The following is a 26,041-nucleotide window of genomic DNA, read 5'->3' as shown; positions in this document are numbered from 1 at the left end:
TGCGGGATTTCCGTCGGGGGTGTCACCTACGCTGCTGTGCCATGACGACGACCGAGGCGGGCAGCACCGAGGCGGGTGGCATCGAGCCGGGGGGGATCGGAGCCGGGGGCAGGGCGTCGGTGCCATCCGCGCGCACGGCCGAGGCGGGGGGAGGCGCGGGGGACGCGCCGGTCGTGGTCGGGTCGCTGTCGCCGTCGCGGGCGGGCGACTTCATGACGTGCCCGCTGCTGTACCGGTTCCGGGTGATCGACCGGATCCCGGAGCGGCCGAGCGCCGCGGCCGTGCGGGGCACGCTGGTGCACGCCGTGCTGGAGCGGCTGTTCGACCTGCCGACCGGGGCGCGCACGCCGGAGGCGGCGTTGGAGATGCTGGCGCCGGAGTGGGACCGGCTGCTGGAGGCCGAGCCGGAGCTGGCGGAGCTGTTCGGCGGCGACGGCGGCGAGGCCGAGCACGCCGAGTGGCTGGCGCAGGCGCGGCGGATGGTGGAGCGGTACTTCTCCCTCGAGGACCCGCGCCGGCTGGAGCCGGCCGAGCGCGAGCTGTTCGTGGAGACGGTCCTCGACTCGGGGCTGAAGCTGCGGGGGTACATCGACCGCGTCGACGTGGCGCCCAGCGGCGACGTGCGGATCGTGGACTACAAGACCGGGACGGCGCCGCGGGCCGACTTCGAGGCGCGGGCCCTGTTCCAGATGAAGTTCTACGCGCTGGTGCTGTGGCGGTTGCGCGGCCGGGTGCCGCGCCTGCTGCAGCTGATGTACCTGGGCAACGGCGAGATCCTGCGCTACGAGCCGGACGAGGCCGACCTGCGCGCCACGCAGCGCAAGGTGGAGGCGCTGTGGCAGGCGATCCGCCGGGCGATGGACACCGGCGAGTGGCGGGCGCGCACGGGGCGGCTGTGCGACTGGTGCGACCACAAGGAGCGCTGCCCGGAGTTCGGCGGCACTCCCCCGCCGCTGCCCGCGGCGCCGGTCGACCGCCCCTCCCCCGCCGACCTGGAGGAGGCCCGGCGGGCGGACGCGCGCGCCGGTGCGGGGGCCCGGGAGCACGACGATCTCTAGTAGCGCCCCCGGCGCGGCCGGGTCATCCTTGGGGAGGACCGCGGATCCGCGTGCAGGAGGGGTCGGGACCTGCTGCGGCCTCCTAGGGTGAGTGTCGTGTCACCCCGCATCCGTGGTCTCCACGCCGTCCGCGCCTGGCTGCACGCGCGCCCGATGGCGGCCGACGCGCTGCTCGCGCTGGGCCTCCTGGCGGTGGGGCTGCCTCAGCTCTTCCTCGAGGAGCTGCCCGCCGGCCACGGCTACGATCACTTCCGGGCGCCGGACATCTGGGACGGCATGGTGGTCGCCGCGGTGACGATGGCGCTGACGTGGCGCCGCCGCCATCCCATGCCGGTGCTGCTGTTCATCATCGGCGGCGAGCTGGTGATGGCGGTGGCCAACTATCCGCCGTCGGTGCCGGACGTGGTGGCGTTCCTCGTGGCCGTCTACAGCGTGGCGGCGCACCGGGGGCTGGCGCAGAGCGCGCTCGGCGGCGCAACGGCGTTCGTCTACTTCCTCGCCTACCTGCTGGTGCTGCCGATCTCGGTGGCTCCGGAGGTGCTGATCACCGACTGCGCGCTGGTGATCGGCGTGTGGGTGCTGGGCCGCAACCTGCGGCTGCGCCGGGCGTACTTCGCCGAGCTGGAGGACCGGGCGGCCCGGCTGGAGCGGGCGCGCGGCACCGACGCGCGGGCCGCGCGCGTCGAGGAGCGGTCCCGGATCGCGCGGGAGCTGCACGACGTCGTGGCGCACCACGTGAGCGTGATGACCGTGCAGGCCGGCGCCGCGCGGCGGATCATCGACCGGGATCCCGGCAGCGCGCGCGAGGCGATGTCGACGATCGAGGAGGTCGGGCGGACCGCGCTGAGCGAGATGCGGCGGATCGTCGGCGTGCTGCGCACGGACCGCGACACCGAGCGGGCGGGCCGGGAGCTGGCGCCGCAGCCGGGCCTCGGCGACCTCGGCGAGCTGCTGGAGCACGTGCGGGAGACGGGCCTGTCGGTGCAGCTGTGGATCGAGGGCGAGGCGCGTCCGCCGTCCCCGGGCGTGGACGTGGCCGCCTTCCGGCTGATCCAGGAGGCGCTGACGAACACGCTCAAGCACGCGGGGCCGCAGGCGCGGGCCTGGGTGCGGCTGTACTACGGCGACAGCGACCTGACGGTGGAGATCGAGGACGACGGGCACGGCACCGCGACGTTCATGGCCGACGACGGGGACAACCCCGGGCACGGTCTGGTCGGGATGTACGAGCGGGTCGCGCTGTACGGTGGCGAGTTGAAGATCGGGCCGAGGGTCGGCGGCGGATTCGGCGTGCGGGCCCGGTTCCCGCTGGAGCCGTGAGCCGTGCGAGGCCGTAGGTTGGGGCAGGAGCGCCGCGGACGCGGCGGTCCGGTGAGGGCGAGGAGCGCGACGATGAACGGTCCGGGACGGCGGCCGGCGGTGGCGGCCGGATGACCACGGTGCGGGTCCTGCTGGTCGACGACCAGCCGCTGCTGCGGACGGGGTTCCGGCTCATCCTGGAGGCGGAGGCCGACATCGCCGTCGTCGGGGAGGCCGGGGACGGCGCGGCGGCGGTGGAGCTGACGCGGTCGCTGCTGCCGGACGTGGTGCTGATGGACATCCGGATGCCGGGGGTGGACGGCATCGAGGCGACCCGCCGGATCATCCGGGAGGGCGCGGCCTCGCACGACCCCCGGGTGCTGATCCTGACGACGTTCGACCTGGACGAGTACGTCATCGAGGCGGTCCGCGCGGGCGCCAGCGGGTTCCTGCTCAAGGACTCCCCGCCCGAGGACCTGGTGCAGGCGATCCGCATCGTGGCGGCGGGCGACGCGATCGTGGCGCCGTCGGTGACGCGGCGCCTGCTGGACAAGTTCGCCAGCCGGCTGCCGGCCGTCCGGGACGCGGCGCCCCCGCCGGGGCTGGACACCCTGACCGAGCGCGAGCGCGAGGTGCTGTCGCACGTGGCCCGCGGCCAGTCCAACGCCGAGATCGCGGCGGAGCTCGTGGTGAGCGAGACGACGGTGAAGACGCACGTCGGGAACGTCCTGGCGAAGCTGGGTCTGCGCGACCGCGTCCAGGCCGTGGTGTACGCGTACGAGACGGGGCTGAGCAGGCCCGGCCAGAGCTGACGCGCGGGCCGGGGAGCCGGCCTCAGGGTTGGTCCCTGAGGCGCCCCCGACTTTCGTCGGCGGAGGACTACTCCGGTAGGACGACGGTGGAGTGGCTTCTCCTGCCGTGGGTGGACGGGCAAGTCCGTTCCTGGGGTCCAGGAAACCGGTTTGTTCGACTTCTAGGGTTTTGTGAGTCGGATCGCCGGGGGCACGGCGCGGTCCGGACGCATTCCTGCTCACTCACCCACGGGAGTACACGTGACGAACACCGCCCCATCGACCGCCGGCGCGGAGCACGCGCCCGGGGCGGGCGACTTCGCCGCTCGAACCCAGCAGATCGCGAAGGTGTACGGGCGCGGCGACGCCCAGGTCGTCGCGCTCGACGGGGTCACCGTCGGCATTCCCCGCGGCCGGTTCACCGCGATCATGGGCCCCTCCGGATCCGGCAAGTCCACCCTGATGCACTGCATGGCGGGGCTGGACTCGGTGGACTCCGGGCAGGTCTACATCGGCGACACCGAGCTGACCCGGCTCAAGGACAAGCAGCTCACCCGGCTGCGCCGCGACAAGATCGGCTTCATCTTCCAGGCGTTCAACCTGGTGCCGACCCTGACCGCGCTGGAGAACATCACGCTGCCGATGGACATCGCGGGCCGCAGGCCCGACCAGGAGTGGCTGGACGCGGTGGTCGACACGGTGGGGCTGCGGCCGCGGCTCAAGCACCGTCCCACCGAGCTGTCGGGCGGCCAACAGCAGCGGGTGGCGTGCGCCCGCGCCCTGGCGTCCCGCCCGGAGATCATCTTCGCGGACGAGCCGACGGGGAACCTGGACTCGCGCGCGGGCGCCGAGGTCCTCGGCTTCCTGCGCGACTCCGTGCGGCGGATGGGGCAGACCATCGTGATGGTCACCCACGACCCGTCCGCGGCCGCCTACGCCGACCAGGTGCTGTTCCTGTCCGACGGGCAGATCGTCGACACGATGACCGAGCCGACCGCCGAGCGGGTGCTGGAGCGCATGAAGGGCTTCGACGCCGGCGGCCACAACACCCGTCCCGCGGGCGCGGCCGGTTCCGGGGTGTCGGCGCGATGATGGGCAAGGTCACGCTCCGCAACCTCGCGGCGCACAAGATCAGGCTGGTGCTGACGGCCGTCGCGGTGATCCTCGGCGTCGCGTTCGTGGCCGGCACGCTGATCTTCACCGACAGCATGAACAAGCAGTTCGACGACCTGTTCAGCCGGATCGGCACGAACGTGGCCGTCGACGTGCGCGCCAAGAAGGTCGTCGAGGGCGACGACGACGGGGCGGCGGCGCAGCCGGTCCCGGCGACCGTGCTGAAGACCCTGCAGGGCATCGACGGCGTCAAGGACCCCAAGGGCAACGTCAACGGGTACGCGGCCGTCGTCGGCAAGGACGGCAAGATCGTCGGGACCGCGCAGGAGGGTCCGCCCCAGATCGGGACGAACTGGTCGACGGGCGGGACCTACGACCTGGCGTCGGGCCACGCCCCGCAGGGACCCGACGAGGTCGTCATCGACACCAGGACCGCGGAGAAGGGCAAGCTCGCGGTCGGCGACACCACCCGGGTCATCACCGCCGGGCCGCCCTCCCGCATGCGGATCGTCGGACTGGTCGACGCCGGGAACCTGATGGGCGCGACCCTCACCGGGTTCGACACCCCGACCGCGCAGCGGCTGATGCTGAAGCCCGGCTACTTCAGCGACATCGAGATGGGCTCCACCGGCCCGTCCCAGAACGAGCTGCGCGACCGGGTCGCCAAGGCGCTGCCGCAGAACCTGGAAGCCGTCACCGGCGAGAAGCTCCGCGAGGAGTCCAAGAGCGACATCGCCGCGATGATGGACTTCTTCCGCACGTTCCTGCTCGTGTTCGCGCTCATCTCGATCTTCGTCGGGTCGTTCATCATCTTCAACACGTTCTCGATGCTGGTCGCGCAGCGGACCCGCGAGCTGGCGCTGCTGCGCGCCATCGGCGCGGCCCGCGGCCAGGTGACGCGGGCGGTGATCGGCGAGGCCGTCGCGGTCGGCGTGGTCGGCTCCACCCTCGGCCTCGCGGCCGGCGCGGGCCTGGCCTCCCTGCTGCAGACGCAGATGGGCGACGCCGGGCAGGGCGGGCTGACCTTCACCGCGACCCCGGTGATCTCGTCGTACGCGGTGGGCATCGTGGTGACGGTCGTGTCGGCCTACTTCCCGGCCCGCCGCGCCGCGAAGATCCCACCGGTGGCGGCGATGCGCGACGACGTCGCGCTGCCCCAGCGGTCGCTGCGGATCCGGATCGCGCTCGGCTCCCTGCTCACCCTCGCGGGAGCGGCGCTCATCGGCGTCGGCCTCGCCGGCGGCGGCGGCAACCCGGTGGCCCCGGTGGGCGTGGGCGCGTTCGCGGTCTTCATCGGCGTCGCCATGCTCGCCCCGGTGATCAGCGTGCCGGTGATGAAGGTGCTCGGCGCGCCGTTCGCAAAGCTGATGGGCCCGCCCGGGCGCCTCGCACGGCAGAACGCGCTGCGCAACCCGCGCCGCACCGCCGCGACGGCCGCGGCGCTGATGATCGGCCTGGCGCTGATCACCACGGTGAACGTGCTGGGCGCGACGATGCGGGCCTCGGTCGACGAGCAGGTCGACGCGCAGTTCGGCGCCGACTACCTCGTCGAGGTGCAGGGCGCGGGCGGCATCACCGCCGAGGCCGCGCAGAGGATCCGGACGACGCCCGGGGTGACCTCCGCGTCCCCCACCTACGAGGGCAACGCCAAGATCGAGAACAAGAAGGCGTGGTACATGTCCGGCGACGCGGCGGTGATCGCCAAGGCCGCCAGGCTGAAGGTCACCTCCGGGGGAACCGGCATCGGCGACGCCGGGATCATGGTGGACGAGGACACCGCGAAGGCCCGCGGGTGGAAGGTCGGGACGGCGGTCCCGGTGCAGTTCGCCGACGGGCGCACCGAGCGGCTGAGACTGGCGGGCGTGTACGCCAAGAGCAATCTGATCGGCCCCCGCCTCATCTCCCCGCAGGCGCACCTGCGGCACACCGTCCGGCCGGCCGTGACCACGGTCGTGGTGGACGCCTCGGCGCCGTCGGCGGCGACGAAGGGCGCACTGGAGTCGTCGCTGAAGGACTACCCGAACCTGAAGGTGTCCGACCAGGCGTCGCTGAAGGCCGACGCCCGCAAGCAGGTCGACGGGTTCGTGACGTTCCTGACGATCCTGCTGGTGATGTCCGTCATCATCGCGGCGGTCGGGGTGGTCAACACCCTGGCGCTGTCGGTCATCGAACGGACCCGGGAGATCGGGCTGCTGCGCGCGATCGGGATCTCCCGGCGGCAGCTGCGCCGCATGGTCCGGCTGGAGTCCATCATGATCGCGGTCTTCGGCGCGGTGCTCGGCATGGGCATCGGGGTGGCGTTCGGCGCGGCGCTGCAGAACGCCCTCGCGGACAAGGGCCTCGGAGTCCTCGCCGTGCCGTACGGGACCCTGGGGATCTACCTGGTGGTCGCCGCGGTCATCGGCGTGCTGGCGGCCCTCTGGCCCGCGTGGCGCGCGGGCCGCATGGACGTCCTCAAGGCCATCTCCACCGAGTAGCTCCAGGCGCGCGGCCATGAGGAAAGGCCCGGTCCCCCTCGCGGGGGCCGGGCCTTTCCTCATGCACGGCGCGTGCCCAGCGCACGGGGCACGCCTGGCGGCGCTACTCCACGGAGTCCGTGCCGTCGGCAGGGGCCGGGTCGGCGGTGGGCGCGGCGGGCGCCACCGCGGCCTTGGCGACCGCGTCGGTCGCGCTGACCGTGGTGTTCTCCGGGAAGTGGCAGGCCGCCTGGTGGCCGGGGCTGAGCTCCACCAGCGGCGGCTCGACCTGCTTGCAGATGTCCTGCGCCTTCCAGCAGCGGGTGTGGAAGCGGCAGGCGGGCGGCGGGTCGAGCGGGCTCGGCACGTCGCCCTGCAGCCGGATCCGCTTGCGGTCCCCGCGCTCGCTCGGGTCGGGGATCGGCACCGCCGACAGCAGCGCGTTGGTGTAGGGGTGCATGGGCCGCTCGTACAGGTCCGCCCGGTCCGCCACCTCGACGATCTTGCCGAGGTACATGACGGCGACGCGGTCGGAGATGTGCCGGACGACCGACAGGTCGTGCGCGATCACCACGTAGGTGAGGTCGAGCTCGTTCTGCAGGTCCTCCAGCAGGTTGACGACCTGCGCCTGCACCGACACGTCCAGCGCCGACACCGGCTCGTCCGCGACGATCAGCTTCGGCTTGAGGGCCAGGGTGCGGGCGATGCCGATGCGCTGCCGCTGACCGCCGGAGAACTCGTGCGGGTAGCGGTTGTAGTGCTCGGGGCTCAGCCCGACCAGCTCCAGGATCTCCTGGACGGCCTTCTTGACGCCCTGCTTGGCCTCGATGTTCTGCAGCCGGAAGGGCGCCCCGACGATCGCGCCGACCGTCTTGCGTGGGTTCAGCGACGAGTACGGGTCCTGGAAGATCATCTGGATGTCCCGGCGGAGTGGCCGGAGCCGCCCCTGCGACATCGTGGTGATGTCCTGGCCCTCAAAGGTGATCTTGCCGAAGCTCGGGTCCAGCAGCCGCATGATCATCCGGCCGGTGGTGGACTTGCCGCAGCCCGACTCGCCCACCAGCCCGAGCGTCTCGCCCTTGCGGACCGAGAACGACACGCCGTCGACGGCCTTGACGGCCGCGACCTGGCGGCGCAGCAGCCCCGCGGTGACGGGGAAGTGCTTGCCGAGGTTGTCCACCTCCAGCAGCGGCTCGCCGTCCCGCGCGGGGCGGGTCTCCGCGGCCGGACGGGTCTCGTCGGCCGGGGTCTTCGTTGTGTTCACAGTCTCGTTCCCACCCGTGCTCGTCACAGCTTCGCCCGGATCTCGTCGTTCCAGATCTGCCGCTTCTTCTCCAGCGGGAGATGGCACGCGACCTTGTGGCCGGGTTCGGCCTCGACCAGCTCGGGCCGCTCGGTCGTGCTCTTGTCCCCGTTGAGGTCACTGTAGGGGCAGCGCGGATGGAACGCGCAGCCCGACGGCACGTTGATCAGGCTCGGCGGCGACCCCTCGATCGGCAACAGCCGCTCCGAGCGCTCCCGGTCCAGCCTCGGCATCGAGCCGAGCAGCCCCCAGGTGTAGGGGTGCAGCGGCTGGTGGAAGGCATCGTCGACGGAGGCGTACTCCACCGCGCGGCCCGCGTACATCACCAGGATGTCGTCGGACAGCTCGGCGACCACCCCGAGGTCGTGGGTGATCATGATGACCGCGGAGTTGAACTCCTGCTGCAGGTCCCGGATCAGGTCCAGGATCTGCGCCTGGACGGTCACGTCCAGTGCCGTGGTCGGCTCGTCGGCGATCAGCAGCTCGGGGTCGCAGGACAGCGCCATCGCGATCATCGCGCGCTGCCGCATGCCGCCGGAGAACTGGTGCGGGTAGTCGTCCACCCGCTTGTCCGGCTTGGGGATGCCGACCTTGCCGAGCATGTCGATGGCGTGCTTGCGGGCCACCGACTTGGACACGTCGTTGTGCACCCGGTAGGCCTCGATGATCTGGTGGCCGACCGTGTAGAAGGGGTGCATCGACGACAGCGGGTCCTGGAAGATCATCGCCATGTCGCGGCCGCGGAGCCGGCGCACCTCGGCATGCGAGGCGCCGACGAGCTCCTTGCCGTTCAGCCAGATCTCCCCGGACACGTCGGCGTTGCGCCGGTTGTGCAGGCCGAGGATGCCGAGGCTGGTCACACTCTTGCCGGAGCCCGACTCGCCCACGATCCCGAGCGTGCGGCCGCGCTCCAGCTGGAACGACAGGCCGTCGACGGACTTGACCAGGCCGTCGTCCGTCGGGAAGTGGATCTTGAGGTCGCGGACCTCGAGGAACGCGCTCGGGGCCTCGCCGGTGCCCGCGGTCTCCGCGGCGGGCGCGGTGCCGGTCATCAGCCAAGCCTCACTCTCGGGTCGACGATCGCGTACAGCATGTCGACGATCAGGTTGATCACGATGATGGAGGTCGCCGTGAGCAGCGTCACGCCGAGCACCATGGGCAGGTCGCCGCCCCGGATCGAGCTGATCGCCAGCTGGCCCAGCCCCGGGATGCCGAAGGTGTTCTCCGTCAGGACCGCGCCGCCGAGCAGCAGGCCGAGGTCGAGGCCGAAGATGGTGAGGATCGGCGTCAGCGACGCGCGCAGCGCGTGCTTGGTGACGACGGTCCCCTCCGACAGGCCCTTGGCGCGGGCGGTGCGGATGTAGTCCTCGTTCATCGTCTCCAGCATGCCCGCTCTCGTGAGCCGCGCGTACATCGCGGCGTAGAGGAACGCGAGCGTCACCCAGGGCAGGACCAGCGCCTGGAACCAGCTCACCGGATTGGAGGTGAACGGGGTGTAGCTGCCGCCGCCCGGGAAGATCTTGAGTGTGTAGGAGAACAGCGCGAGCGAGACCAGGCCGGTGAAGTAGATGGGCAGCGACACGCCGCTCAGCGCGATGATCATCGCCGCCCGGTCCCAGAGCGAGCCTCTGCGCAGCGCCGACAGCACCCCGGTGGCGATGCCGCCCACGAGCCAGACCAGCGCGGCGCCGAGTGCCAGCGACAGGGTCGCCGGGGCCCGGTCGACCAGCGTCTCCAGCACCGGCTGGCTGCTGCGGAACGAGTAGCCGAGGCACGGCGCGGGGCAGTGGTCGGTCACGGGGCCGGCCTTGTAGTCCTTGCCGACGACGATGGCCTTGACGTAGTTGCCGTACTGCACCACGACCGGCTTGTCGAGGCCGAGCCGCTCCTTGGTGTCCTGGATGGCCTCGGCGGTCGGCGCCTTGCCCACGTAGGACGCCGCGATCTGGTCGGTCGTCTGCCCGGCGATCTTGGGCAACCAGAAGAAGATGCCGAAGGTCACCATGCTGACCAGCAGCAACATGACGACGGCACCGATGAGGCGCCGGATGATGTATGCGAACACAATGCTCGGCCCGACCCGCCGGCCGGCGGGACCTGTGGGTCCCGGCACGGCCGGCGGGCGTCGCCTTCACCTGCCTTCAGCTGGACGCACGGACGAAGCGGAGTGTCACTCCACGCCCATGTTGAGGTAGTCGTACATTCCGCCGTAGTAGTACGTGATGCCCGCGTTCGTCACGCGCTTCGGCCGGTACATCAGGGCCTTGGCGTAGATCAGCGGCACCTCGGCGGCGGTCGCCATGACCGCCTTGTCGACCTCACCATAGGCCTTCAGACGCGCGGCCTTGTCACCGTTGGAGATCGCGTCGTCGAGCCCCTTGTTGACCTTGGGGTCGTTGAGCTCGGCGAGGTTGTTGCCGCCGGACGGCTTGATCGCCGCACCGTGCACGATCTGCGAGAGGAAGCCGTAGCCGGTGGGCCAGTCCGCCGCCCACGCCATGATCATCATGCCGATGCCGTGGTCGTGAACGTACTTCGGCACGCCGACGTACTTGTTGAAGTAGTCGCCGGCCGGGAACTGGACGATGCTGACCTTGATGCCGACCTTGGCGAGGCTCTGCTGGATCGCCTCGGCCATCGCGACTTCCTTCGGCCGGTCCGACCGCGCCGAGATCTTGGTGCTGAAGCCGTCCGGCTTGCCGCACGCCTGCAGCTCCGACTTGGCCTTGGCGAGCGTGGCCTGGTCGAGACCGCCGCCCTCGGCCTGCTTCTGCGGGTACAGGTCGAACTTGGTGTAGCCGTCCACCGACGGGGGCAGCACGGTGGTGGCGATGTCGCCGCCGGCCAGCGGGCCTCCGTAGGCGGTCTGCGCGGCGACCTTGTCGGTCGCGTACTGCACGGCCGTCCGGCAGTGGATGTTGTCGAGCGGCTTGACGTTCACGTTCAGCGACATGAACCGCAGGAAGCCCTGGACGGGGTTGTCGACGTACGGCTTCTGCTCGGGAGTCAGCACCTTCGGCTGGGTCCCGGCCTGGACGCCGACGCCGGTGATGTCCATGTCCAGCGCGCCGGCCAGCATCCGCTGGTCGATGTCGTCCGCGTTCTGCTTGATCTGGACTTCGATCTTGTCCGGCAGCGCCTTGCGGAGCGGGTCGGTGCTCTGGTTCCAGTTCGGGTTGCGCGACAGCGACATGGACTTGCCGCGCGTGTAGTTGTCGATCTTGTACGGCCCGCTGGAGACGATCGAGGACTCGTACTTCGTGCCGGTGTCCTTGGCCTTCGGCACAGGGATCGACTGCGACATCGAGACCAGGTAGTCGAACTCCTGGAACGGCTCGTTCAGGTGGAAGATGATCGTCTGGTCGTCGGGGGTCTCGATGGACTTCAGACCCTCGTCGCTCTTGTCCTCGTACGGGCCCTTGTAGGCGGGCTTGTTGTCGACGAGGTACTGCTTGAAGTACTTCGGCCCGAGCTGCAGCTCCTTGGTGTAGTTGCTGCGCTCGATCGCGTACTTGACGTCCTTGGACGTGACCGTGGTGCCGTCGTCGTACTTGACGCCGGTCCGCAGCTTGTACGTCCAGGTCTTGCCGCCGTCGCTGGACTGGCCCATGTCGGTGGCCAGGTCAGGGACGATCTCGAGGCTCGCCTTGCCCGCCGCGGCCTTGGCCGTGGTCAGGCCGCGGCCGTAGAGACGGGCGAAGTTCTGCGAGAAGGCGTAGTAGGTGTTGCCCGGGTCCGGCGAGTCCCAGTCGTCGGAGTCGGCCAGCTTGAGCGTGCCGCCCTTCTTGTCCGACTTGTTGACGACCTCGTTCACGCCGGCGTTGTACCCGGGCCCGCTCCCCGAGCCTCCGGATTCACCGCCGCCGCAGGCGGCGAGCCCTGCGGCCGCGACCACACCGGCCGCGAAGACCGCAAATGGTCTCATCTTGTTCATGTGCAGGCGCACCCCTTCAATTAGACGGGTCGGTTGAACCCGAGTCACTTGGCCCGAGGGTCGAGAGCGTCCCGCAGCCCGTCACCGAAGAGGTTGAAGGCGAGGACGGTGATGAAGATGGCCATACCAGGGATGATCATGTACGCGGGGTCCGAGGAGTAGATCGGAACCGCGAGCGTCAGCATGGCGCCCCACGAGGGCGTCGGCGGGATCACTCCGACGCCGAGGAACGACAGCGCCGCCTCGAACAGGATGTTGGTCGGGATCAGCAGGGTCGAGTAGACCAGGATCGGGGCGACCAGGTTCGGCAGGATCTCCTTGAAGAGCACGTAGGAGTTGCGGGCTCCCAGGCTGCGCGCGGCGTCGACGAACTCGCGCTCGCGCAGCGACAGCGTCTGGCCGCGGATGATGCGGCCGATGTAGGGCCAGTTGAAGAAGCCGATGACCACGACCAGCACCGAGATCCGCAGCCCGTTGCCGTTCATCCCGAACGCGCCGTCGGAGACGACGCCGACCAGGGCGATCGCGAACAGCAGCAGCGGGAACGCCAGGAAGGCGTCCATGGCCCGGCTGATCAGGTAGTCGACCCAGCCGCCGAAGTAGCCGGCCACGATGCCCATGACGGTCCCGATGACCACCGACAGCAGGGTGGCCAGGAACGACACCAGGAGCGAGATCCGGGCTCCGTGCACGATGCGGGCCAGCAGGTCGCGGCCGGTGCCGGGCTCGACGCCCAGCCAGTGGTCGCCGCTGATGCCCGTGTGCCAGATCCCCGACTTCGGCCTGTTGTAGGTCGGGTCGATCAGGTTCTGGTGGTACGTCAACGGGTTCTGCACGAAGTACGGCCCGAAGATCGCGATCAGGATGAGCACGAGCACGACGACCGCGCCGGTCAGAGCGACCTTGTCCCGCTTCAGCCGCATCCAGGCGATCTGCCCGAGCGAGCGTCCCTGGATCTTCTTCCTGTCGACGCCGGCGAGGACAGCCTCCGGCTGCGCCTCGCTGTCGGACCCGGTCACCTCTATGGGTGCGGCCACGCTCGATACCTCCTACCGTCCGGCCACTGGTTCGGCCCTGCCGCCGGCGAGTGACCGGCGGTCGCGGAGATCATCCGCTGCCCCCGTGCCCGTTACGCCGCGTTTGCTGAAGGGAAACGTAGTCCTTCGGGCACGACTGTCCATCCGTGAAGCGTCCTTCGGAAGTACCCGTATCTGACTTGTGATCTCGTCGTCATCTGGGCAACACGCGTCCGCACACCACTTCGGACAAATCGCCCGAATAGTACGTTTAGCCCGGACCTGCCCGGCACCTCCAGGAGGTCCGGAACGGCAAGCTTTACCGTACTGAGTCCGATCTGAGACTGATCGTCCGCAGGTCAGGGCCGGGAGACGCAGAAACGGCGGGCCGGGACGCCCCGTCCGGAACGTCCCGGCCCGCCGTCACGACGCGTGCGGGCCCCGCGGCGTCAGGAGATGCCGCGGTCGCGGAGGATCTTCTCGATCTCCGCCATCTCCGGGTCGCCGCCTCCCTTCGCGGGACCCTCGATCCCCCGCCCGGGCTTGCCGGCGCGGCCCGCCGGGCGGCGCCCGTCGCCGGCCTCGGCGGCCGCGCGGCCGTCGCCGGCGCCCCCGCGCCGGCTCAGCATCGCCCCGGACGCCAGGTAGAGCAGCACGGCCAGCCCCGCCACCGCGACGCCCGCCCACTTCACCGGGCTGAACGCCAGGTCGACGAAGAACTCGGTCACGCCCGTCAACGCCGCCGCGAGCGGCACCAGCGACAGGGCCGCGCCGCGCAGCCCGGTGCCCGCGCCCCGGCGGCGGTAGGCGCCCCAGCTGATCACCAACCCGACCAGGGTCACCCCGAGACTGATCGCGAATATGGCTGCGTCGCTCATGCCGGCCCCTCATTCCGTGCGGCGGTGCTCTTCCCATCGTCACACGCGAACCGCCGGACCTGCTCCTTCTGGCGGACGGTTTGCGCCCGCGGCCTTCTCCTCCTGCGGCGGGACCCGTCCCCTAGGGACCGCCCCCGGGGTACCGGCTCCCGGGTATCAGGTCACGGCCGGACAACGGCCCGGCCGCGGGACGGGACGAGGCGCCGCGTCAGGCGACCAGCGAACGCAGCCGCTCCAGGTCGACCTCGCGCAGCGAGGCGACCACCGTCCGCCCCGGCGCGGGCGGGATGGGCAGGAGGCCGGGGACGGCGACGGTGACGCAGCCCGCCGCCTCCGCCGCCGCGACGCCGTTCGGGGAGTCCTCCAGGACCACGCAGCGGGCGGGGTCGGCGCCGAGCCGGGCGGCGGCGGTCAGGTACGGCTCGGGGTGGGGCTTGGTCCGGGCGACCTCGTCCCCGGCGACGCTGAGCGCGAAGTGCTCGCGGCCGACGGCGTCCAGCACCGGCTCGATCAGCCGCCGGTGGCTGGAGGACACCAGGGCCGCCGTCACCCCGGCGGCGCGGATCTCGGCGAGCAGGTCCTTGGCGCCGGGCATCATCGGGACGCAGGCGCCGAGCCGCTCGGCCATGCCGTCCAGCATCCGCCGGCCGACCTCCTCGCGCGGGGCGTCCGCCCCGGTCAGCTCCAGCATGTAGTCGACGGCGAGGTAGAGGGAGCCGCCGACCAGCTTCTCCTGGTGGGCGGGGGTCCACTCGCCGCCGAGCCACGCCATGACCTCCGACTCCACCTCCAGCCAGACGCTCTCGGAGTCGATGAGCAGGCCGTCCATGTCGAAAAGCACGGCGTGCGGGCCGCCACCAGTCACAACTCTCCCCACGGGTCGTCCGGGCCGGAGAAACCACCCTATCTGGGCGATCAAGGGACACTCCGGCCGTCCCCCGGCGAGGGCCCGCGCCTCTTGGACGGGGTGTGCAAAGAGACGGTGACGGATGGGACACCGGACCGATAGCGTGCCAGCAGTTGACTACCAACGGGTAAGGAACGGCATGAGCGCGTACCGCACCATCCTCGTCGGCACCGACGGCTCCGACTCCTCGTTCCGCGCGGTCGACAGGGCCGCGCAGCTGGCCGCCGCCACGGGCGCCACCCTCCTGCTCGCCTCCGCCTACAGCCCCATGCCGGAGCGCGAGCGCGCGAGCGCCGCCGACCGGCTCGGCGACCTGGCCTACAAGGTGCAGGGCTCCACGCCCGCCGACGACGCGCTGCGGGCCGCGCGGGAGCGGGCCGTCGCCGCCGGCGCCACCGACATCGAGCAGGAGGCCGTCGAGGGCGACGCCGTGGACGTGCTGTCCAAGCTGGCCAAGGAGCGCCCCGTGGACCTCATGGTGATCGGCAACCGGGGGCTCAACAGCCTCGCGGGCCGCATCCTCGGCTCCGTGCCGGCGAACCTGTCGCACCGCGCCCCCTGCGACGTGCTCATCGTGCACACCACTCCGCGCGGCAAGTGACGCCCGTCCCCGCCGCCGGTGACCCGATCGTGACCCGGGTTCCGCCGCGGGCGTACAGGGCGGGGTCTGGCTTCCGGAGGGGTGGGGTACGTCACCGTCAGGACGTAGGCTGACAGCCACCGATCATGAGCGGGGCCCCCGACCCCCGGGAATGACGGCCCCCGTCGGTGACGCTGTACCTGGGCGTCGAAAGGAGGCAGCGCGTGGTCGAGCTCGAAAGCGTGCCGGAACTCGTCGATCCGGTGCTCGTGGCCGCCTTTGAGGGGTGGAACGACGCCGGGGAGGCCGCCAGCGGGGTGATCGCGCATCTGGAGTCGACCTGGGAGGCGGTGCCCATCGCCGAGCTCGATCCGGACGACTACTACGACTTCCAGGTCACACGCCCCATCGTCGAGATGGCCGACGGCGAGACCCGCGGCATCACCTGGCCGACGACCCGCGTGTCGTGGGCGCGGCTCCCCAACGGCAAGGACGTCGTGCTGCTGCACGGGATCGAGCCCAACATGCGGTGGCGCTCGTTCTGCCGCGAGCTGGTCGGGCTGATGCTGGAGCTGGAGATCCGCAACGTCGTGCTGCTCGGCGCGCTGCTCGCCGACGCCCCCCACACCCGGCCGGTGCCGGTCACCGGCGCCGCGTCCGAGGCCGGCCTGGTCAACACCCTGAACCTGGAGCCGGCCCGCTACGAGGGGCCGACCGGCATCCTCGGCGTGCTCCAGGACGCCTGCGCCAAGGCCGACCTCGACACCGTGTCGCTGTGGGCGGCCGTCCCCCACTACGTCGCCCAGCCGCCCTCCCCCAAGGCCACCCTCGCGCTGCTGCGCCGCGTCGAGGACCTCCTCGACGTCACCGTCCCGCTCGGCGAGCTGCCCGAGGAGGCCCGCGCCTGGGAGCACGGCGTCAACGAGCTCGCCGAGGAGGACTCGGAGGTCGCCGAGTACGTCCGCACGCTGGAGGAGCAGAAGGACGCCACGGAGCTGCCCGAGGCGAGCGGCGACGCCATCGCCCGCGAGTTCGAGCGCTACCTGCGCCGCCGCGACCCGGGCTGATCGCGCGGGCGGGGCCCGCGCCGGTCACCCGCGTCCCCGGCGGCGGCGTGGGCACGCCGCGGAGTGCGCTGATCACGACGTCCTCCGTCCCGCGGGCCGCCGGCGTCGGGTGCCGGTGAGCGAGCCGCGCCCCCTTCCCCGATCCTGAGCGCGTCGGCGAGCCCGCCGCCGCAGGCTCGCCGGCGCGAAACGGCCGGAGGCCGCCGGTCAGAGAGCGATGCCGAGGAGGGCGTCGACGACGGCGGCGGCCTGGGCCGGCGCCGCATCGTCGTCCCCCTCGGCGGAGGCCCAGGCGTCCACGGCCGCCAGCGCGGCCGGGGTGTCCAGGTCGTCGGCCAGGCCCTCGCGGACCGCGGCGGCCAGCGGGGCGGCGGGCGGGCCGGACGGGCGGGCCGCCGCGGCGCGCCAGCGGCCGAGGCGGGCGGCCGCCTCGTCGAGGGCGTCCGCGGTCCACTCCCAGTCGGAGCGGTAGTGGTGGGCCAGCAGCGCCGTCCGGATCGCCATCGGGTCGGCTCCGGACTCCCGCAGCTTCGACACGAACACGAGGTTGCCGCGCGACTTGGACATCTTCTCGCCGTCCAGGCCGACCATGCCGGAGTGCACGTAGGCGCGGGCGTGCGGCCGCTCCCCCGTGGCGACCTGCGCGTGCGAGGCGCTCATCTCGTGGTGGGGGAACGCCAGGTCCGAGCCGCCGCCCTCGACGTCGAAGGCCATGCCGAGGTACTCGATGGAGATCGCCGAGCACTCCACGTGCCAGCCGGGACGCCCCTCCCCGAACGGCGAGTCCCACCCGGGCTCGCCGGGCCGCCGCGCCATCCACAGCAGCGCGTCGAGGGGGTCGCGCTTGCCGGGCCGGTCCGGATCGCCCCCGCGCTCGGCGAACAGCGGCGCCATCTCCTCCCGCGTGAGCCGGCTGACCCGGCCGAACGCCGGGTCGGAGGCGATAGGGAAGTAGACGTCGCCGTCCACCTCGTAGGCGGCGTCCCGGCCGCGCAGCTTCTCGATCATCTCGATGATCAGCGGGATCGCCTCGACAGCGCCGACGTAGCGGTCGGGCGGCAGGACGCGCAGCGCGGTCATGTCGTCGCGGAAGAGCTGGATCTCCCGGTCGGCGAGCTCGCGCCAGTCCTCCCCGGTCTGCTGGGCACGTTCCAGGAGCGGGTCGTCGACGTCGGTGGTGTTCTGGACGTAGTGGACCCGGTGGCCGAGGTCCCGCCACACCCGGTTGACGAGGTCGAAGGCCAGGTAGGTGTTGGCGTGGCCGAGGTGTGTCGCGTCGTAGGGGGTGATCCCGCACACGTACATCCGGGCGGTGTCGCCGGGGGACGTGGGGCGCGTCGTCCCGGTGCCGGTGTCGTACAGGCCGAGGGGCCGGGTCGCGGCGGGCAGTCCCGCGTCGGAGAGGCTGGGGACTTCGGAGGCGGGCCACGATCGCATACGGAAAGCTTATCCATGCGTACTTCGCGGCATGAATCCGAGATCGCGGCTTCCGCCGGACGCGCCCTCAGCGGTGCCGGACGCGCGGGTCCAGCACCGAGTAGCCGATGTCGACCAGCAGGTTCGCGACGACGACGAACGACGTCACCAGCAGCGTCACCCCGATGACGACCGGGGTGTCGCCGAGCGCGATGGACTGGTAGACCAGCTGTCCCACGCCCTGCAGCCCGAACACCTTCTCGGTGACGATCGTGGAGCCGACCAGCGCGCCGAGGTCGATGCCGAGCTGGGTGACGACGGGGGCCAGCGCGGTCCGCAGCCCGTGCCGGCCGATGACGCGGCGTTCGGGCAGGCCCTTGGCCCGCGCCGTCCGCACGTAGTCCTCGCCGAGCACGTCCAGCATCGCCCCGCGGGTGAGGCGCGTGTAGGTGGCGATCATGAGGAACGCCAGCGCGATCCACGGCAGGACCATCCGGCGCAGGAAGTGCTCCTGCAGCGGGGGGCCCGCCTCGAACAGGTGGACGGCGCCGCCGCCGAGCCCGGCGGAGAACACGTGCAGCAGCGCGAGCGCCATCACGAACGGCGGGGTGGACAGGCCGACCAGCACGAACACGGTCGCCGCCCTGTCCCCCAGGCCGCGCGGCCTCGTCGCGCCGAGCACGCCGAGCAGCACGCCGCCGGCGAACCACAGGACGGCCGCGCCCGCCACCAGGCACAGCGTCGTGGGGAGGCGCTGGCCGATCAGGCTGGTGACCGGCACGCCGTTGATGTAGGAGTCGCCGAGGTCGCCGCGCGCCAGCCGTCCGGCGAACCGCCAGTACTGGACGAGGACGGGGCGGTCGAGCCCGAGGTTGCGGCGGATCTGGCCGAGGGTGTCGGCCGTGGCGCGCGGCCCGCCGATGACGCGCTCCACCGGGACCGGCGAGACGTGCAGGAACACGAAGACCAGCGTGGCCGCCATCCACAGCACCACGACCGCGTACAGCAGGCGGCGGAGGACGAACCGCGCCACGCGCCTCACCGCCCCCCGGGCGCGCGGTCGCCGCGCGGGTCGAAGGCGTCGCGGATGCCCTCGCCTAGCAGGTTGAACGCCAGCGTCGTCGCCAGCAGCAGGACGCCCGGGACGGCCAGCAGCCACCAGGCCGTCCGGAACACGTCGCCGCCCTCGCCGAGCATCGACCCCCAGCTCGGCATCGGCGGGCGCACCCCGACGCCGAGGAACGACAGCGTCGCCTCGAACACGATCGAGGCCGGGACCAGCAGCGAGGTCAGCACGGTGACGTGCGCGGACAGGTTCGGCAGGACCTCGCCGAACATGATCCGGACGTCGGAGGCGCCGAGGGCGCGGGCCGCCTCGATGAACTCCCGCCGCCTGATCGTGATCACCTGTCCGCGGATGACGCGGGCGACCGCGGCGAACGAGAAGAACGCGATGATCAGGATCGTCATGCTCAGGCTGGCGGCGACCGAGGTGATCTGGAACGTGGTCGCCAGCACGATGGCCACCAGCAGGTACGGCAGGGCGAGCATCATGTCCATGAGCCGGGCGAGCAGGGCGTCCAGGGCTCCGCCCGCGAACCCCGCGAGGGTCCCGACCGCGGTCCCGGCGGCGGAGGCGAGCAGGGCCGCGAGGATCCCGACGGCCAGGGAGATCCGCGCCCCGTAGGCGGCGCGCACGAGGACGTCGCGGCCGAGCTGGTCGGCGCCGAGCGGGAACCGCGCGCCCGGCCCGCGCGGCTGCCCTCCGGCGTCCAGGCCGGTGCCGGGGAAGGTCGCGTCGTAGGGGTGGCCGGTCAGGTGCGCCCACAGCGGCGCCAGCGCCGCGAACGCCAGGATCAGCGCGAGAACGGCGAGCGCCGCGACCGCGGGCCGGTCGCGGCGGAACCGGGTCCAGGCGAGCTGGCAGGGGGTGCGGCCCTCCACGGGCAGGGCCTCGTGCGGGGCCGCCCTCGGCCTGCGGGTCTCGACCTCGGCGTAGCTGCTCATCGCGCCGCCGCGCGTACCACCGCTGCCATCCGCACTCCCCGTCTGCCGATGACCCTCCGCGGGCGGCCCCGCCCCGACGAAGATCGCATTAGGTAGTCAAACTAGCACCGAGCGTCATGTTCCGCAGCCGGAGCCGGCAAGTGGGCAGGACAGGGTGCCTGTCAGCGGACGCGGGTCCAGGCGCGCGAGTCCCCGGGGACGGCGGAGAAGTCGTACCGGACGCCGGTCCGGCCGAGGGCGACGAGGCTGACGGAGGTCGTGCCCCACACGCGGCCGTCGCCCAGGTCGAGCAGGGGGAGCAGGGCGCGGTGGTCGGCGCGGGGCAGGCCGCCGCCGTCCACCAGCGGCAGCCACGCGCCCCAGGCCCGCTCCACGGGGTCCTCGAGGCGCGGCTCGGGGCGCGGCGCGGCGGCCAGAAGCGGCCGGAAGTGCGCGAGCCGCGCCGCCATGTAGGCGTCCTCCGTCTCGCCCTCCGACTGGCCCTCCCCCTCCAGCCCGCTGTTGACGATCATGTGCAGGCCGGGGCCGAGCCCGCGCTCGGTGAGGGCCGCGCCGTCCCAGCTCCACAGCCGCACCCCGTCGGGTTCGGCGCAGACGAGGTGGAACGGGTCGAACGCGGCGAGGTCCGGCCGGCCGAGCTTGCCTTCGGCGGCGACCCGCAGTGGCAGCTCCCCGCGGGAGGAGCGGCCCGCCTCGGGCGCCATGGCGCCGCGCCCGTTCAGCACGACGGCGGCCCGCGGCGCGCCGGGGTCCACCGCCAGCCAGGTGCCGCCCGCGCGCAGGTCGCGGCCGCCGACGAGGCCGGGGCGGTCCGGCCAGTGCCGGGCGGGGGGCTCCCACGCGCGCGCGGTGAACTCGTCGCGCACGCCCACGAGGAGCACCGGGACCGGGGAGGACGGGTCGACACTGATGATCGCCGTGCACATGCCCCCAATTGGAGCATTCCACCGGTATGCCGATACCGGCGGGGGCGGTCTACAGCGGCGGCCAGGGGATGGCGGGCCAGTCCTCGGGCGGGTAGGGGTGGATGCGGTGCTTGAGCATCAGCTCGACGCGGCGCCGGGTGGCGTCGACCTCCTCGGCGGTGAGCAGCTCGGCGAGCCGCGCGCCGAGGGCGCCGCCGCGCAGCCCCGCGTCGACCCGGCTGAGCGCCTCGACGGCCTCGGGGGTGAGGGGCTTGCCGCGCCACTGCCACAGCACGGTGCGCAGCTTGTACTCGACGGAGAAGCAGACGCCGTGGTCGCAGCCGTACACGTGGCCGTCGCCGGGCGGCAGCAGGTGGCCGATCTTGCGGTCGGCGTTGTTGACGACGGCGTCGAAGACGGCCATCCGGCGGACGGCCTCGTCGTCGGAGCGCGACAGGCCGACGAGGTCGACGTCGGGGTCGGGCTCCACCCACAGCTGCACCATGCCGGGCCCGTAGGGGCCGTCGCGGTGGACGGTGGGCGGGACGGTGTCCCAGCCCATCGCCTTGGAGACCTCGTAGGCGGCGACCTCCCGCTCGGCGAGGGTCCCGTCGGGGAAGTCCCACAGGGGCCGCTCCCCCGCGACCGGCTTGTAGACGCAGTTGGCGGACACCCCGTCGTGCTCGATCGCGCAGTAGAGGGTGGCGTTGGATGCCTGGACGAGCCGGCCCTCCACGGCGATGCGGCCGGCGGACAGCAACCGTTCCGCGGCGGCCGCGTCGCGCGGGGACACCGCGCGCCCGGCCTCGCCCGGCCCGCCTGCGTCGCCGGCGGGCGCCCGGCCCCGGGAGGACTGCGTCATGCGTTCATTCTCCCGGCCACGTCGTCCATGATCCAGCACAGCGGGGTGTCATCTCAGCCGAGGTATCCGTTCTGGCGGGGGCAGACGTGCCCCTCGCTGTCGAGCGGCAGGCCGCACAGCGGGCACGGCGGCCGTCCCGCCGCGACCACCTTCAGGGCGCGCTCGGCGAACGCGCGGGCCTGCGCCGCGCTGATCCGCACCCGCAGCACCGCGACGGCGGGGTCGTCCTCGCCGACCTCGGGCTCCTCGTCGGACTCGGTGACCTCCTGCGCCTCGATGACCACCTGCTCGCCGTCGGGGTCCCAGGCGAGCGCCATCGTGCCGACCTTGAACTCCTCCTCGACGGGCTGGTCGAGGGGACCGTCGTCCTTGAGTTCGGAGGGGGCGGCCGGGGGCACGTCGACGTCCCCGCCGCTGCGCCGCAGGACCTCGTCCAGCAGCTCTTCCAGCCGCTCGGCAAGCAACGTCACCTGGAACTTCTCCAGGCCCACGCTGGTGACGCGGCGGCCGGAGCGCGCCTGCAGGTAGAACGCGCGGTCGCCGGGGCGCCCGACGGCGCCGGCGACGAAGCGCTCCGGCGGATCGTAGGAGATGACGGGCATGACAACGACCCTACGCGCCGCCGCCCACGACCGCGTCACTCGACCCGAGTCCGTCTTTCCCGGAACGTTCCTCCGGCGGTTCCGGGATCAGCCCGGCGACATCGCCTCCGGTGTCGTTGAGCCGGACGACGAAGGGGCGCGTCTCGGTGTAGCGGATCACGGTGAGCGACGCCGGGTCGGCCTGGATGCGCTGGAACTGGTCCAGGTGCAGGCCGAGCGCGTCGGCCACGATCGACTTGATGATGTCGCCATGGCTGCACACGGCGTACAGCGCGTCCGGCCCCCGGGCGGCGGCGATCCGCTCGTTCCAGTCGCGGACGGCGGTGACGGCGCGGTGCTGGGCGTCCGCCAGCGCCTCCCCCGCCTCTCCGGGGAACCGCGCGGCGCTCGGATGGGCCTGCACGACGCGCCAGAGCGGCTCCTCGGCCAGCTCCTTGAGGGGGCGGCCCGTCCAGTCGCCGTAGCGGACCTCGCCGAACCGGTCGTCGGTCTCGACCTTCTCGACCGGCTCGGCCCGCCCCGCGGCGACGGCCTCGGCGGTCTCGACGCAGCGTTCGAGCGGGCTGGACACGACGGCGGCGAGCGGCAGGGGCGCCAGGCGGGCGGCGAGCGCCGCCGCCTGCGCGCGGCCGCGCTCGTCCAGGCGCACTCCGGGCGTCCATCCGGCCAGCACGGGGCCGGTCATAGCGGTCAGGCCATGCCGAACCAGCAGAAGCGTCGTCACACCGGCCACTCTAGGAGATCATCCGGGCATCCCGACGCCCCGGATGCGCGACAATGCGTGGTGTGATCGTCGACAAGGCCATCTACGCCGCCGGGAAGCGCCGCGACATCGAGGGCGACATCAGCGACGCCTTCGACCTCGCCCGCGAGGACGGCGAGTGCTTCCTGTGGATCGGCCTCTTCGAGCCCGACGAGGACGAGTTCGAGCTGGTCAAGGACGAGCTGAACCTGCACCCCCTGGCGGCCGAGGACGCGGTCTCCGCGCACCAGCGGCCCAAGATGGAGCGCTACGACGACACGCTGTTCGTCGTGCTGAAGACGCTCGCCTACGTCGACAAGACCTCCGACATCGAGGTCGGCGAGATCATGGTCTTCCTCGGCCGGGACTTCGTGGTGACCGTCCGGCACGGCGCCGGGAACCCGCTCGGGCCGGTCCGCAGGCGGCTGGAGGACAACCCGGAGCTGCTCGGGCACGGCGCCACCGCGGTCCTGTACGCCGTGTGCGACGAGGTCGTCGACCGGTACGGCGTCGTCGCCCACGAGGTCGAGGTCGACATCATCGGGCTGGAGCGGGCCGTGTTCGACCCGAACGCCCGGGACGTCACCGCCGACATCTACTCGCTCAAGCGGGAGGTGCTGGAGTTCCGCAGCGCCGAGGACCCGCTCGTCCCCGTGCTGCAGGAGATCGTGAAGGGCCGCGTCGCCGAGTGCGGCTCCACCCGCGAGTACTTCCGCGACGTCCTGGACCACCTGCTGCGCGTCGACGGGCAGGTCGACGCGCACAACGAGCTGCTCAACAGCGTGCTGACCGCGCACCTGGCGCTGCTCGGCAAGCGGCAGAACGAGGACATGCGAAAGATCTCCGCCTGGGCCGCGATCATCGCCGTGCCCACCGCGATCGCCGGGATCTACGGCATGAACTTCGACCACATGCCCGAGCTGCACTGGACCTTCGGGTACCCGCTGGTCATCGCGGTGATGGCAGTCGTGTGCGTGCTGCTGTTCCGCCGCCTGCGCAAGAGCGGCTGGCTCTAGGCGCCGGAGTCGCGGGGGGACGCGGGCGCGGCGAGGAGCACCGCCCACAGGTGCGACTCGGCGTCCTGCGACTCCAGGCGGCGGCGCATCCGCTCCACGCCGGAGCGCGTTGGCAGCGCCAGCCAGACCAGCAGGGGGTAGCCGAGGACGAACCCCGCGACGAAGACCAGCTCGCTGTGGGCGACCATCGCCAGCGGGAGCCCCACCAGGATCACGCCCTCGGCCAGCGCGAACCGCAGCAGGACGGCCTGCCGGAACATCATCAGCGCGGTCCGCGCGGCGGCGGCCGGATCGGCGCCCGGCGCCATCGGGCGCGGAGCGCGGGGCCCGGCGAGCAGGGCCGGCAGCGCGGCGGCCGCGAGCGGCAGGTAGATCCACGACGGCCCGTCCCCGCGGCCGTCCTCGACGATCAGCGGCATGATCGCCAGGATCAGGACGGGGGCGGCCAGCAGCGCCAGCATCATCAGGCGCATCCGGCCGAGCTCGGTGCCGCTTCGCAGCGAGGCGAGGTAACCGGGGTCGTCGCCCGGGCCGGCGCCGAACACCGGCGCCACGGCCGGCCCGCCGTCGTCCTCCGGCGTCTTCGGCGAGTACATCGAGAACGGGGGTGGCGCCATGGCTGCGAACTCTAGCCCGGCGGCGCCCCGCCGCAATAGATCCTCACCAGGATCTTTGCGCCGCGGACCCGCCCGGTCGGGGCGGCCGCTCGCTTTCCGCGCGGCGCGCCCGGACCGCTAGATTGGCCGCCTATGAAGGAGCGTCACCTCGGGCGGAGCGGGCTGCTGGTGTCCCGGCTGGGACTCGGCACCATGACCTGGGGCCAGGACACCGCCCCGGACGAGGCGGCCGCGCAGCTCATCGCCTTCGTCGAGGCCGGGGGCACCCTGGTCGACACCGCCGACGTCTACAGCGACGGCGACAGCGAGCGGATCCTCGGCCACCTGCTGCGCGAGCTGGTCGACCGCGACGACCTCGTCGTGGCGACCAAGGCCGCGATCCGGCCGAACGGCCGCTACGACGGCTCACGCCGGCACCTGCTGCGCGCCCTCGACGCCTCCCTCGACCGCATGGACCTCGATCACGTCGACCTGTGGCAGCTGCACGTCTACGACCCGGGCACGCCGCTGGAGGAGACGCTGTCGGCGCTGGACGAGGCGGTCTCCTCGGGCCGGGCCCGGTACGTGGGCGTCTCCAACTACGCGGGCTGGCAGGTCGCCAAGGCCGCCGCCTGGCAGCGGGCCTGGCCGGGCCGCGCGCCGGTCGTGTCGGCGCAGCTGGAGTACTCGCTGCTGCGCCGCGACATCGAGCGCGAGGTCGTGCCCGCCGCGCTGGACGCCGGGGCGGGGCTGCTGCCGTGGTCGCCGCTCGGCCGCGGCGTCCTCACCGGCAAGTACCGCACCGGCATCCCCGCCGGGTCGCGCGCCGCCGCGCCGCACTTCGCCGACTTCGTCCAGCCGTACCTGGACGAGGAGTGCGCCCGCATCGTGGAGTCGGTGGTGACCGCCGCCGAGGGCCTCGGGTGCTCCCCGCTCGCCGTGGCGCTGGCGTGGGTCCGCGACCGGGAGGGCGTCGCCGCGCCGATCGTCGGCGCGCGGACCGCGGCGCAGCTCGGCGCGATCCTGGAGAGCGAGGAGGTCACCCTGCCGCACGAGATCCGCGGCGCGCTGGACGACGTCTCCGACCTCTCCGACGCGGCCTCCCACCCGTGATCCGCCCTCCCACCCGTGATTCGTCCGTGAACCCCGGGGCCGTCCGTGGCACGCTCTGGACGGTCCACCGCCAACCGAGATCAGCCGTGACGGGAAGCCCGTGACCGACACCCCTGACCAGACCGCCGCCCCCACCGCCGCCGAGCGCAAGGCGCGCGCCGAGGCCGCCATGCGCGCGGCCGAGGCCGCCGCCGGCGCGCTCGACGGGCGGGACTCCCCCGCGCCCGCGCCCGCTCCCGCGCCGCCGCCGGAGCCCGCCGCCGGCCCGGAGGAGGGCCTGCGCGCCCTCGGCGGGCTGTTCGCCGAGGCGGGCGATCGCGGTACCGGACGCTCTCCTCGTAGGGGCCCTGGCACAGCGTGGCGTAGGTGATGCCGGCGGC

General features: G+C 72.4%; 25 protein-coding genes. 10 read left to right on the top strand and 15 right to left on the bottom strand.

Features of this window, described 5'->3' with window-relative positions:
• The first annotated feature begins 41 nt into the window (after positions 1-41).
• From AB0K37_RS21135 to AB0K37_RS21115, 5 genes are all read left to right on the top strand, one after another.
• The gene (locus AB0K37_RS21135) at positions 42-1,058 is read left to right on the top strand and encodes a PD-(D/E)XK nuclease family protein (RefSeq protein WP_363983602.1); all 1,017 of its coding nucleotides are present in this window, start codon (positions 42-44) and stop codon (positions 1,056-1,058) included.
• Between the two features lie 96 nt (positions 1,059-1,154).
• Positions 1,155-2,378, top strand: a complete 1,224-nt coding sequence (locus AB0K37_RS21130; protein ID WP_363983600.1) for a sensor histidine kinase — start codon at positions 1,155-1,157, stop codon at positions 2,376-2,378.
• Positions 2,379-2,488: 110 nt separating this feature from the next.
• A complete protein-coding gene (locus tag AB0K37_RS21125) occupies positions 2,489-3,169 on the top strand; it encodes a response regulator transcription factor (RefSeq protein ID WP_363983598.1) in 681 nt (226 codons plus the stop codon).
• Positions 3,170-3,409: 240 nt separating this feature from the next.
• On the top strand, positions 3,410-4,240 hold the full coding sequence (locus AB0K37_RS21120) for an ABC transporter ATP-binding protein (RefSeq protein WP_363983596.1): 831 nt from the start codon (positions 3,410-3,412) through the stop codon (positions 4,238-4,240).
• The gene (locus AB0K37_RS21115; RefSeq protein ID WP_363983594.1) at positions 4,237-6,738 is read left to right on the top strand and encodes an ABC transporter permease; all 2,502 of its coding nucleotides are present in this window, start codon (positions 4,237-4,239) and stop codon (positions 6,736-6,738) included. Before AB0K37_RS21120 ends, AB0K37_RS21115 begins: the two co-directional genes overlap by 4 nt.
• A 103-nt stretch (positions 6,739-6,841) precedes the next feature.
• On the opposite strand, the gene AB0K37_RS21110 is transcribed toward AB0K37_RS21115, so the two are convergent.
• From AB0K37_RS21110 to AB0K37_RS21080, 7 genes are all read right to left on the bottom strand, one after another.
• A complete protein-coding gene (locus AB0K37_RS21110; protein WP_363983614.1) occupies positions 6,842-7,906 on the bottom strand; it encodes a dipeptide ABC transporter ATP-binding protein in 1,065 nt (354 codons plus the stop codon).
• A gap of 98 nt (positions 7,907-8,004) precedes the next feature.
• The gene (locus tag AB0K37_RS21105; protein ID WP_363983593.1) at positions 8,005-9,072 is read right to left on the bottom strand and encodes an ABC transporter ATP-binding protein; all 1,068 of its coding nucleotides are present in this window, start codon (positions 9,070-9,072) and stop codon (positions 8,005-8,007) included.
• Positions 9,072-10,085, bottom strand: a complete 1,014-nt coding sequence (locus AB0K37_RS21100) for an ABC transporter permease (RefSeq protein ID WP_363983591.1) — start codon at positions 10,083-10,085, stop codon at positions 9,072-9,074. The genes AB0K37_RS21105 and AB0K37_RS21100 overlap by 1 nt, the downstream gene beginning before the upstream one ends.
• A gap of 105 nt (positions 10,086-10,190) precedes the next feature.
• Positions 10,191-11,945 carry an ABC transporter substrate-binding protein gene (locus AB0K37_RS21095; RefSeq protein ID WP_363983589.1) on the bottom strand — a complete coding sequence of 585 codons (1,755 nt, stop codon included), beginning with the start codon at positions 11,943-11,945 and terminating at the stop codon, positions 10,191-10,193.
• A gap of 53 nt (positions 11,946-11,998) precedes the next feature.
• The gene (locus AB0K37_RS21090; RefSeq protein WP_363983587.1) at positions 11,999-12,991 is read right to left on the bottom strand and encodes an ABC transporter permease; all 993 of its coding nucleotides are present in this window, start codon (positions 12,989-12,991) and stop codon (positions 11,999-12,001) included.
• Positions 12,992-13,419: 428 nt separating this feature from the next.
• The gene (locus AB0K37_RS21085) at positions 13,420-13,848 is read right to left on the bottom strand and encodes a hypothetical protein (RefSeq protein ID WP_363983585.1); all 429 of its coding nucleotides are present in this window, start codon (positions 13,846-13,848) and stop codon (positions 13,420-13,422) included.
• Positions 13,849-14,056: 208 nt separating this feature from the next.
• Positions 14,057-14,689 (bottom strand): HAD family phosphatase, encoded by a 633-nt coding sequence (locus tag AB0K37_RS21080; protein ID WP_363983583.1) that lies wholly within the window; start codon positions 14,687-14,689, stop codon positions 14,057-14,059.
• A 205-nt stretch (positions 14,690-14,894) separates the two neighbouring features.
• On the opposite strand from AB0K37_RS21080, the gene AB0K37_RS21075 reads away from it, so the two are divergent.
• Together AB0K37_RS21075 and AB0K37_RS21070 are read left to right on the top strand one after the other, a co-directional pair.
• The gene (locus AB0K37_RS21075; protein ID WP_363983581.1) at positions 14,895-15,356 is read left to right on the top strand and encodes a universal stress protein; all 462 of its coding nucleotides are present in this window, start codon (positions 14,895-14,897) and stop codon (positions 15,354-15,356) included.
• A gap of 203 nt (positions 15,357-15,559) precedes the next feature.
• On the top strand, positions 15,560-16,402 hold the full coding sequence (locus AB0K37_RS21070; RefSeq protein ID WP_345182974.1) for a PAC2 family protein: 843 nt from the start codon (positions 15,560-15,562) through the stop codon (positions 16,400-16,402).
• A gap of 207 nt (positions 16,403-16,609) precedes the next feature.
• Here the strand turns inward: AB0K37_RS21070 and mshC are convergent, their stop codons facing one another.
• From mshC to AB0K37_RS21035, 7 genes are all read right to left on the bottom strand, one after another.
• Positions 16,610-17,839 carry a cysteine--1-D-myo-inosityl 2-amino-2-deoxy-alpha-D-glucopyranoside ligase gene (gene mshC, locus AB0K37_RS21065; RefSeq protein ID WP_363983579.1) on the bottom strand — a complete coding sequence of 410 codons (1,230 nt, stop codon included), beginning with the start codon at positions 17,837-17,839 and terminating at the stop codon, positions 16,610-16,612.
• Positions 17,840-17,906: 67 nt separating this feature from the next.
• Positions 17,907-18,851 (bottom strand): ABC transporter permease, encoded by a 945-nt coding sequence (locus AB0K37_RS21060; protein ID WP_363983577.1) that lies wholly within the window; start codon positions 18,849-18,851, stop codon positions 17,907-17,909.
• Between the two features lie 5 nt (positions 18,852-18,856).
• Positions 18,857-19,825, bottom strand: a complete 969-nt coding sequence (locus AB0K37_RS21055; protein WP_363983575.1) for an ABC transporter permease — start codon at positions 19,823-19,825, stop codon at positions 18,857-18,859.
• Positions 19,826-19,986: 161 nt separating this feature from the next.
• Positions 19,987-20,751 (bottom strand): NRDE family protein, encoded by a 765-nt coding sequence (locus AB0K37_RS21050; RefSeq protein WP_363983573.1) that lies wholly within the window; start codon positions 20,749-20,751, stop codon positions 19,987-19,989.
• A 49-nt stretch (positions 20,752-20,800) separates the two neighbouring features.
• The gene (locus AB0K37_RS21045; protein ID WP_363983571.1) at positions 20,801-21,592 is read right to left on the bottom strand and encodes an SCO1664 family protein; all 792 of its coding nucleotides are present in this window, start codon (positions 21,590-21,592) and stop codon (positions 20,801-20,803) included.
• 53 nt (positions 21,593-21,645) lie between these two features.
• Entirely contained in the window at positions 21,646-22,194 is a 549-nt protein-coding gene (locus tag AB0K37_RS21040) for a DUF3090 domain-containing protein (RefSeq protein ID WP_363983569.1), read from the bottom strand.
• A 10-nt stretch (positions 22,195-22,204) separates the two neighbouring features.
• Positions 22,205-22,918: an MSMEG_4193 family putative phosphomutase gene (locus tag AB0K37_RS21035; protein ID WP_363983567.1), complete on the bottom strand. Its 714-nt coding sequence runs from the start codon at positions 22,916-22,918 to the stop codon at positions 22,205-22,207.
• A 53-nt stretch (positions 22,919-22,971) separates the two neighbouring features.
• Here AB0K37_RS21035 and corA point away from each other — a divergent pair, with 53 nt between their 5' ends.
• Positions 22,972-23,952 carry a magnesium/cobalt transporter CorA gene (corA, locus tag AB0K37_RS21030; RefSeq protein WP_363983565.1) on the top strand — a complete coding sequence of 327 codons (981 nt, stop codon included), beginning with the start codon at positions 22,972-22,974 and terminating at the stop codon, positions 23,950-23,952.
• On the opposite strand, the gene AB0K37_RS21025 is transcribed toward corA, so the two are convergent.
• Positions 23,949-24,569, bottom strand: a complete 621-nt coding sequence (locus tag AB0K37_RS21025; RefSeq protein ID WP_363983563.1) for a hypothetical protein — start codon at positions 24,567-24,569, stop codon at positions 23,949-23,951. The two genes, corA and AB0K37_RS21025, sit on opposite strands and share 4 nt — an antisense overlap.
• Before the next feature lie 132 nt (positions 24,570-24,701).
• Between AB0K37_RS21025 and AB0K37_RS21020 the strand changes: the two genes are divergently transcribed.
• Entirely contained in the window at positions 24,702-25,661 is a 960-nt protein-coding gene (locus AB0K37_RS21020; protein ID WP_363983561.1) for an aldo/keto reductase, read from the top strand.
• Positions 25,662-25,761: 100 nt separating this feature from the next.
• Entirely contained in the window at positions 25,762-26,031 is a 270-nt protein-coding gene (locus AB0K37_RS21015; protein ID WP_363983559.1) for a hypothetical protein, read from the top strand.
• Positions 26,032-26,041 lie beyond the last annotated feature (10 nt).

This window comes from Actinomadura sp. NPDC049753 (assembly GCF_040674655.1).
Lineage (GTDB): Bacteria > Actinomycetota > Actinomycetes > Streptosporangiales > Streptosporangiaceae > Spirillospora > Spirillospora verrucosospora.
The sequence above is the reverse complement of the archived record's forward strand: the minus strand, read 5'-3'. Positions and strand labels throughout refer to the sequence as shown.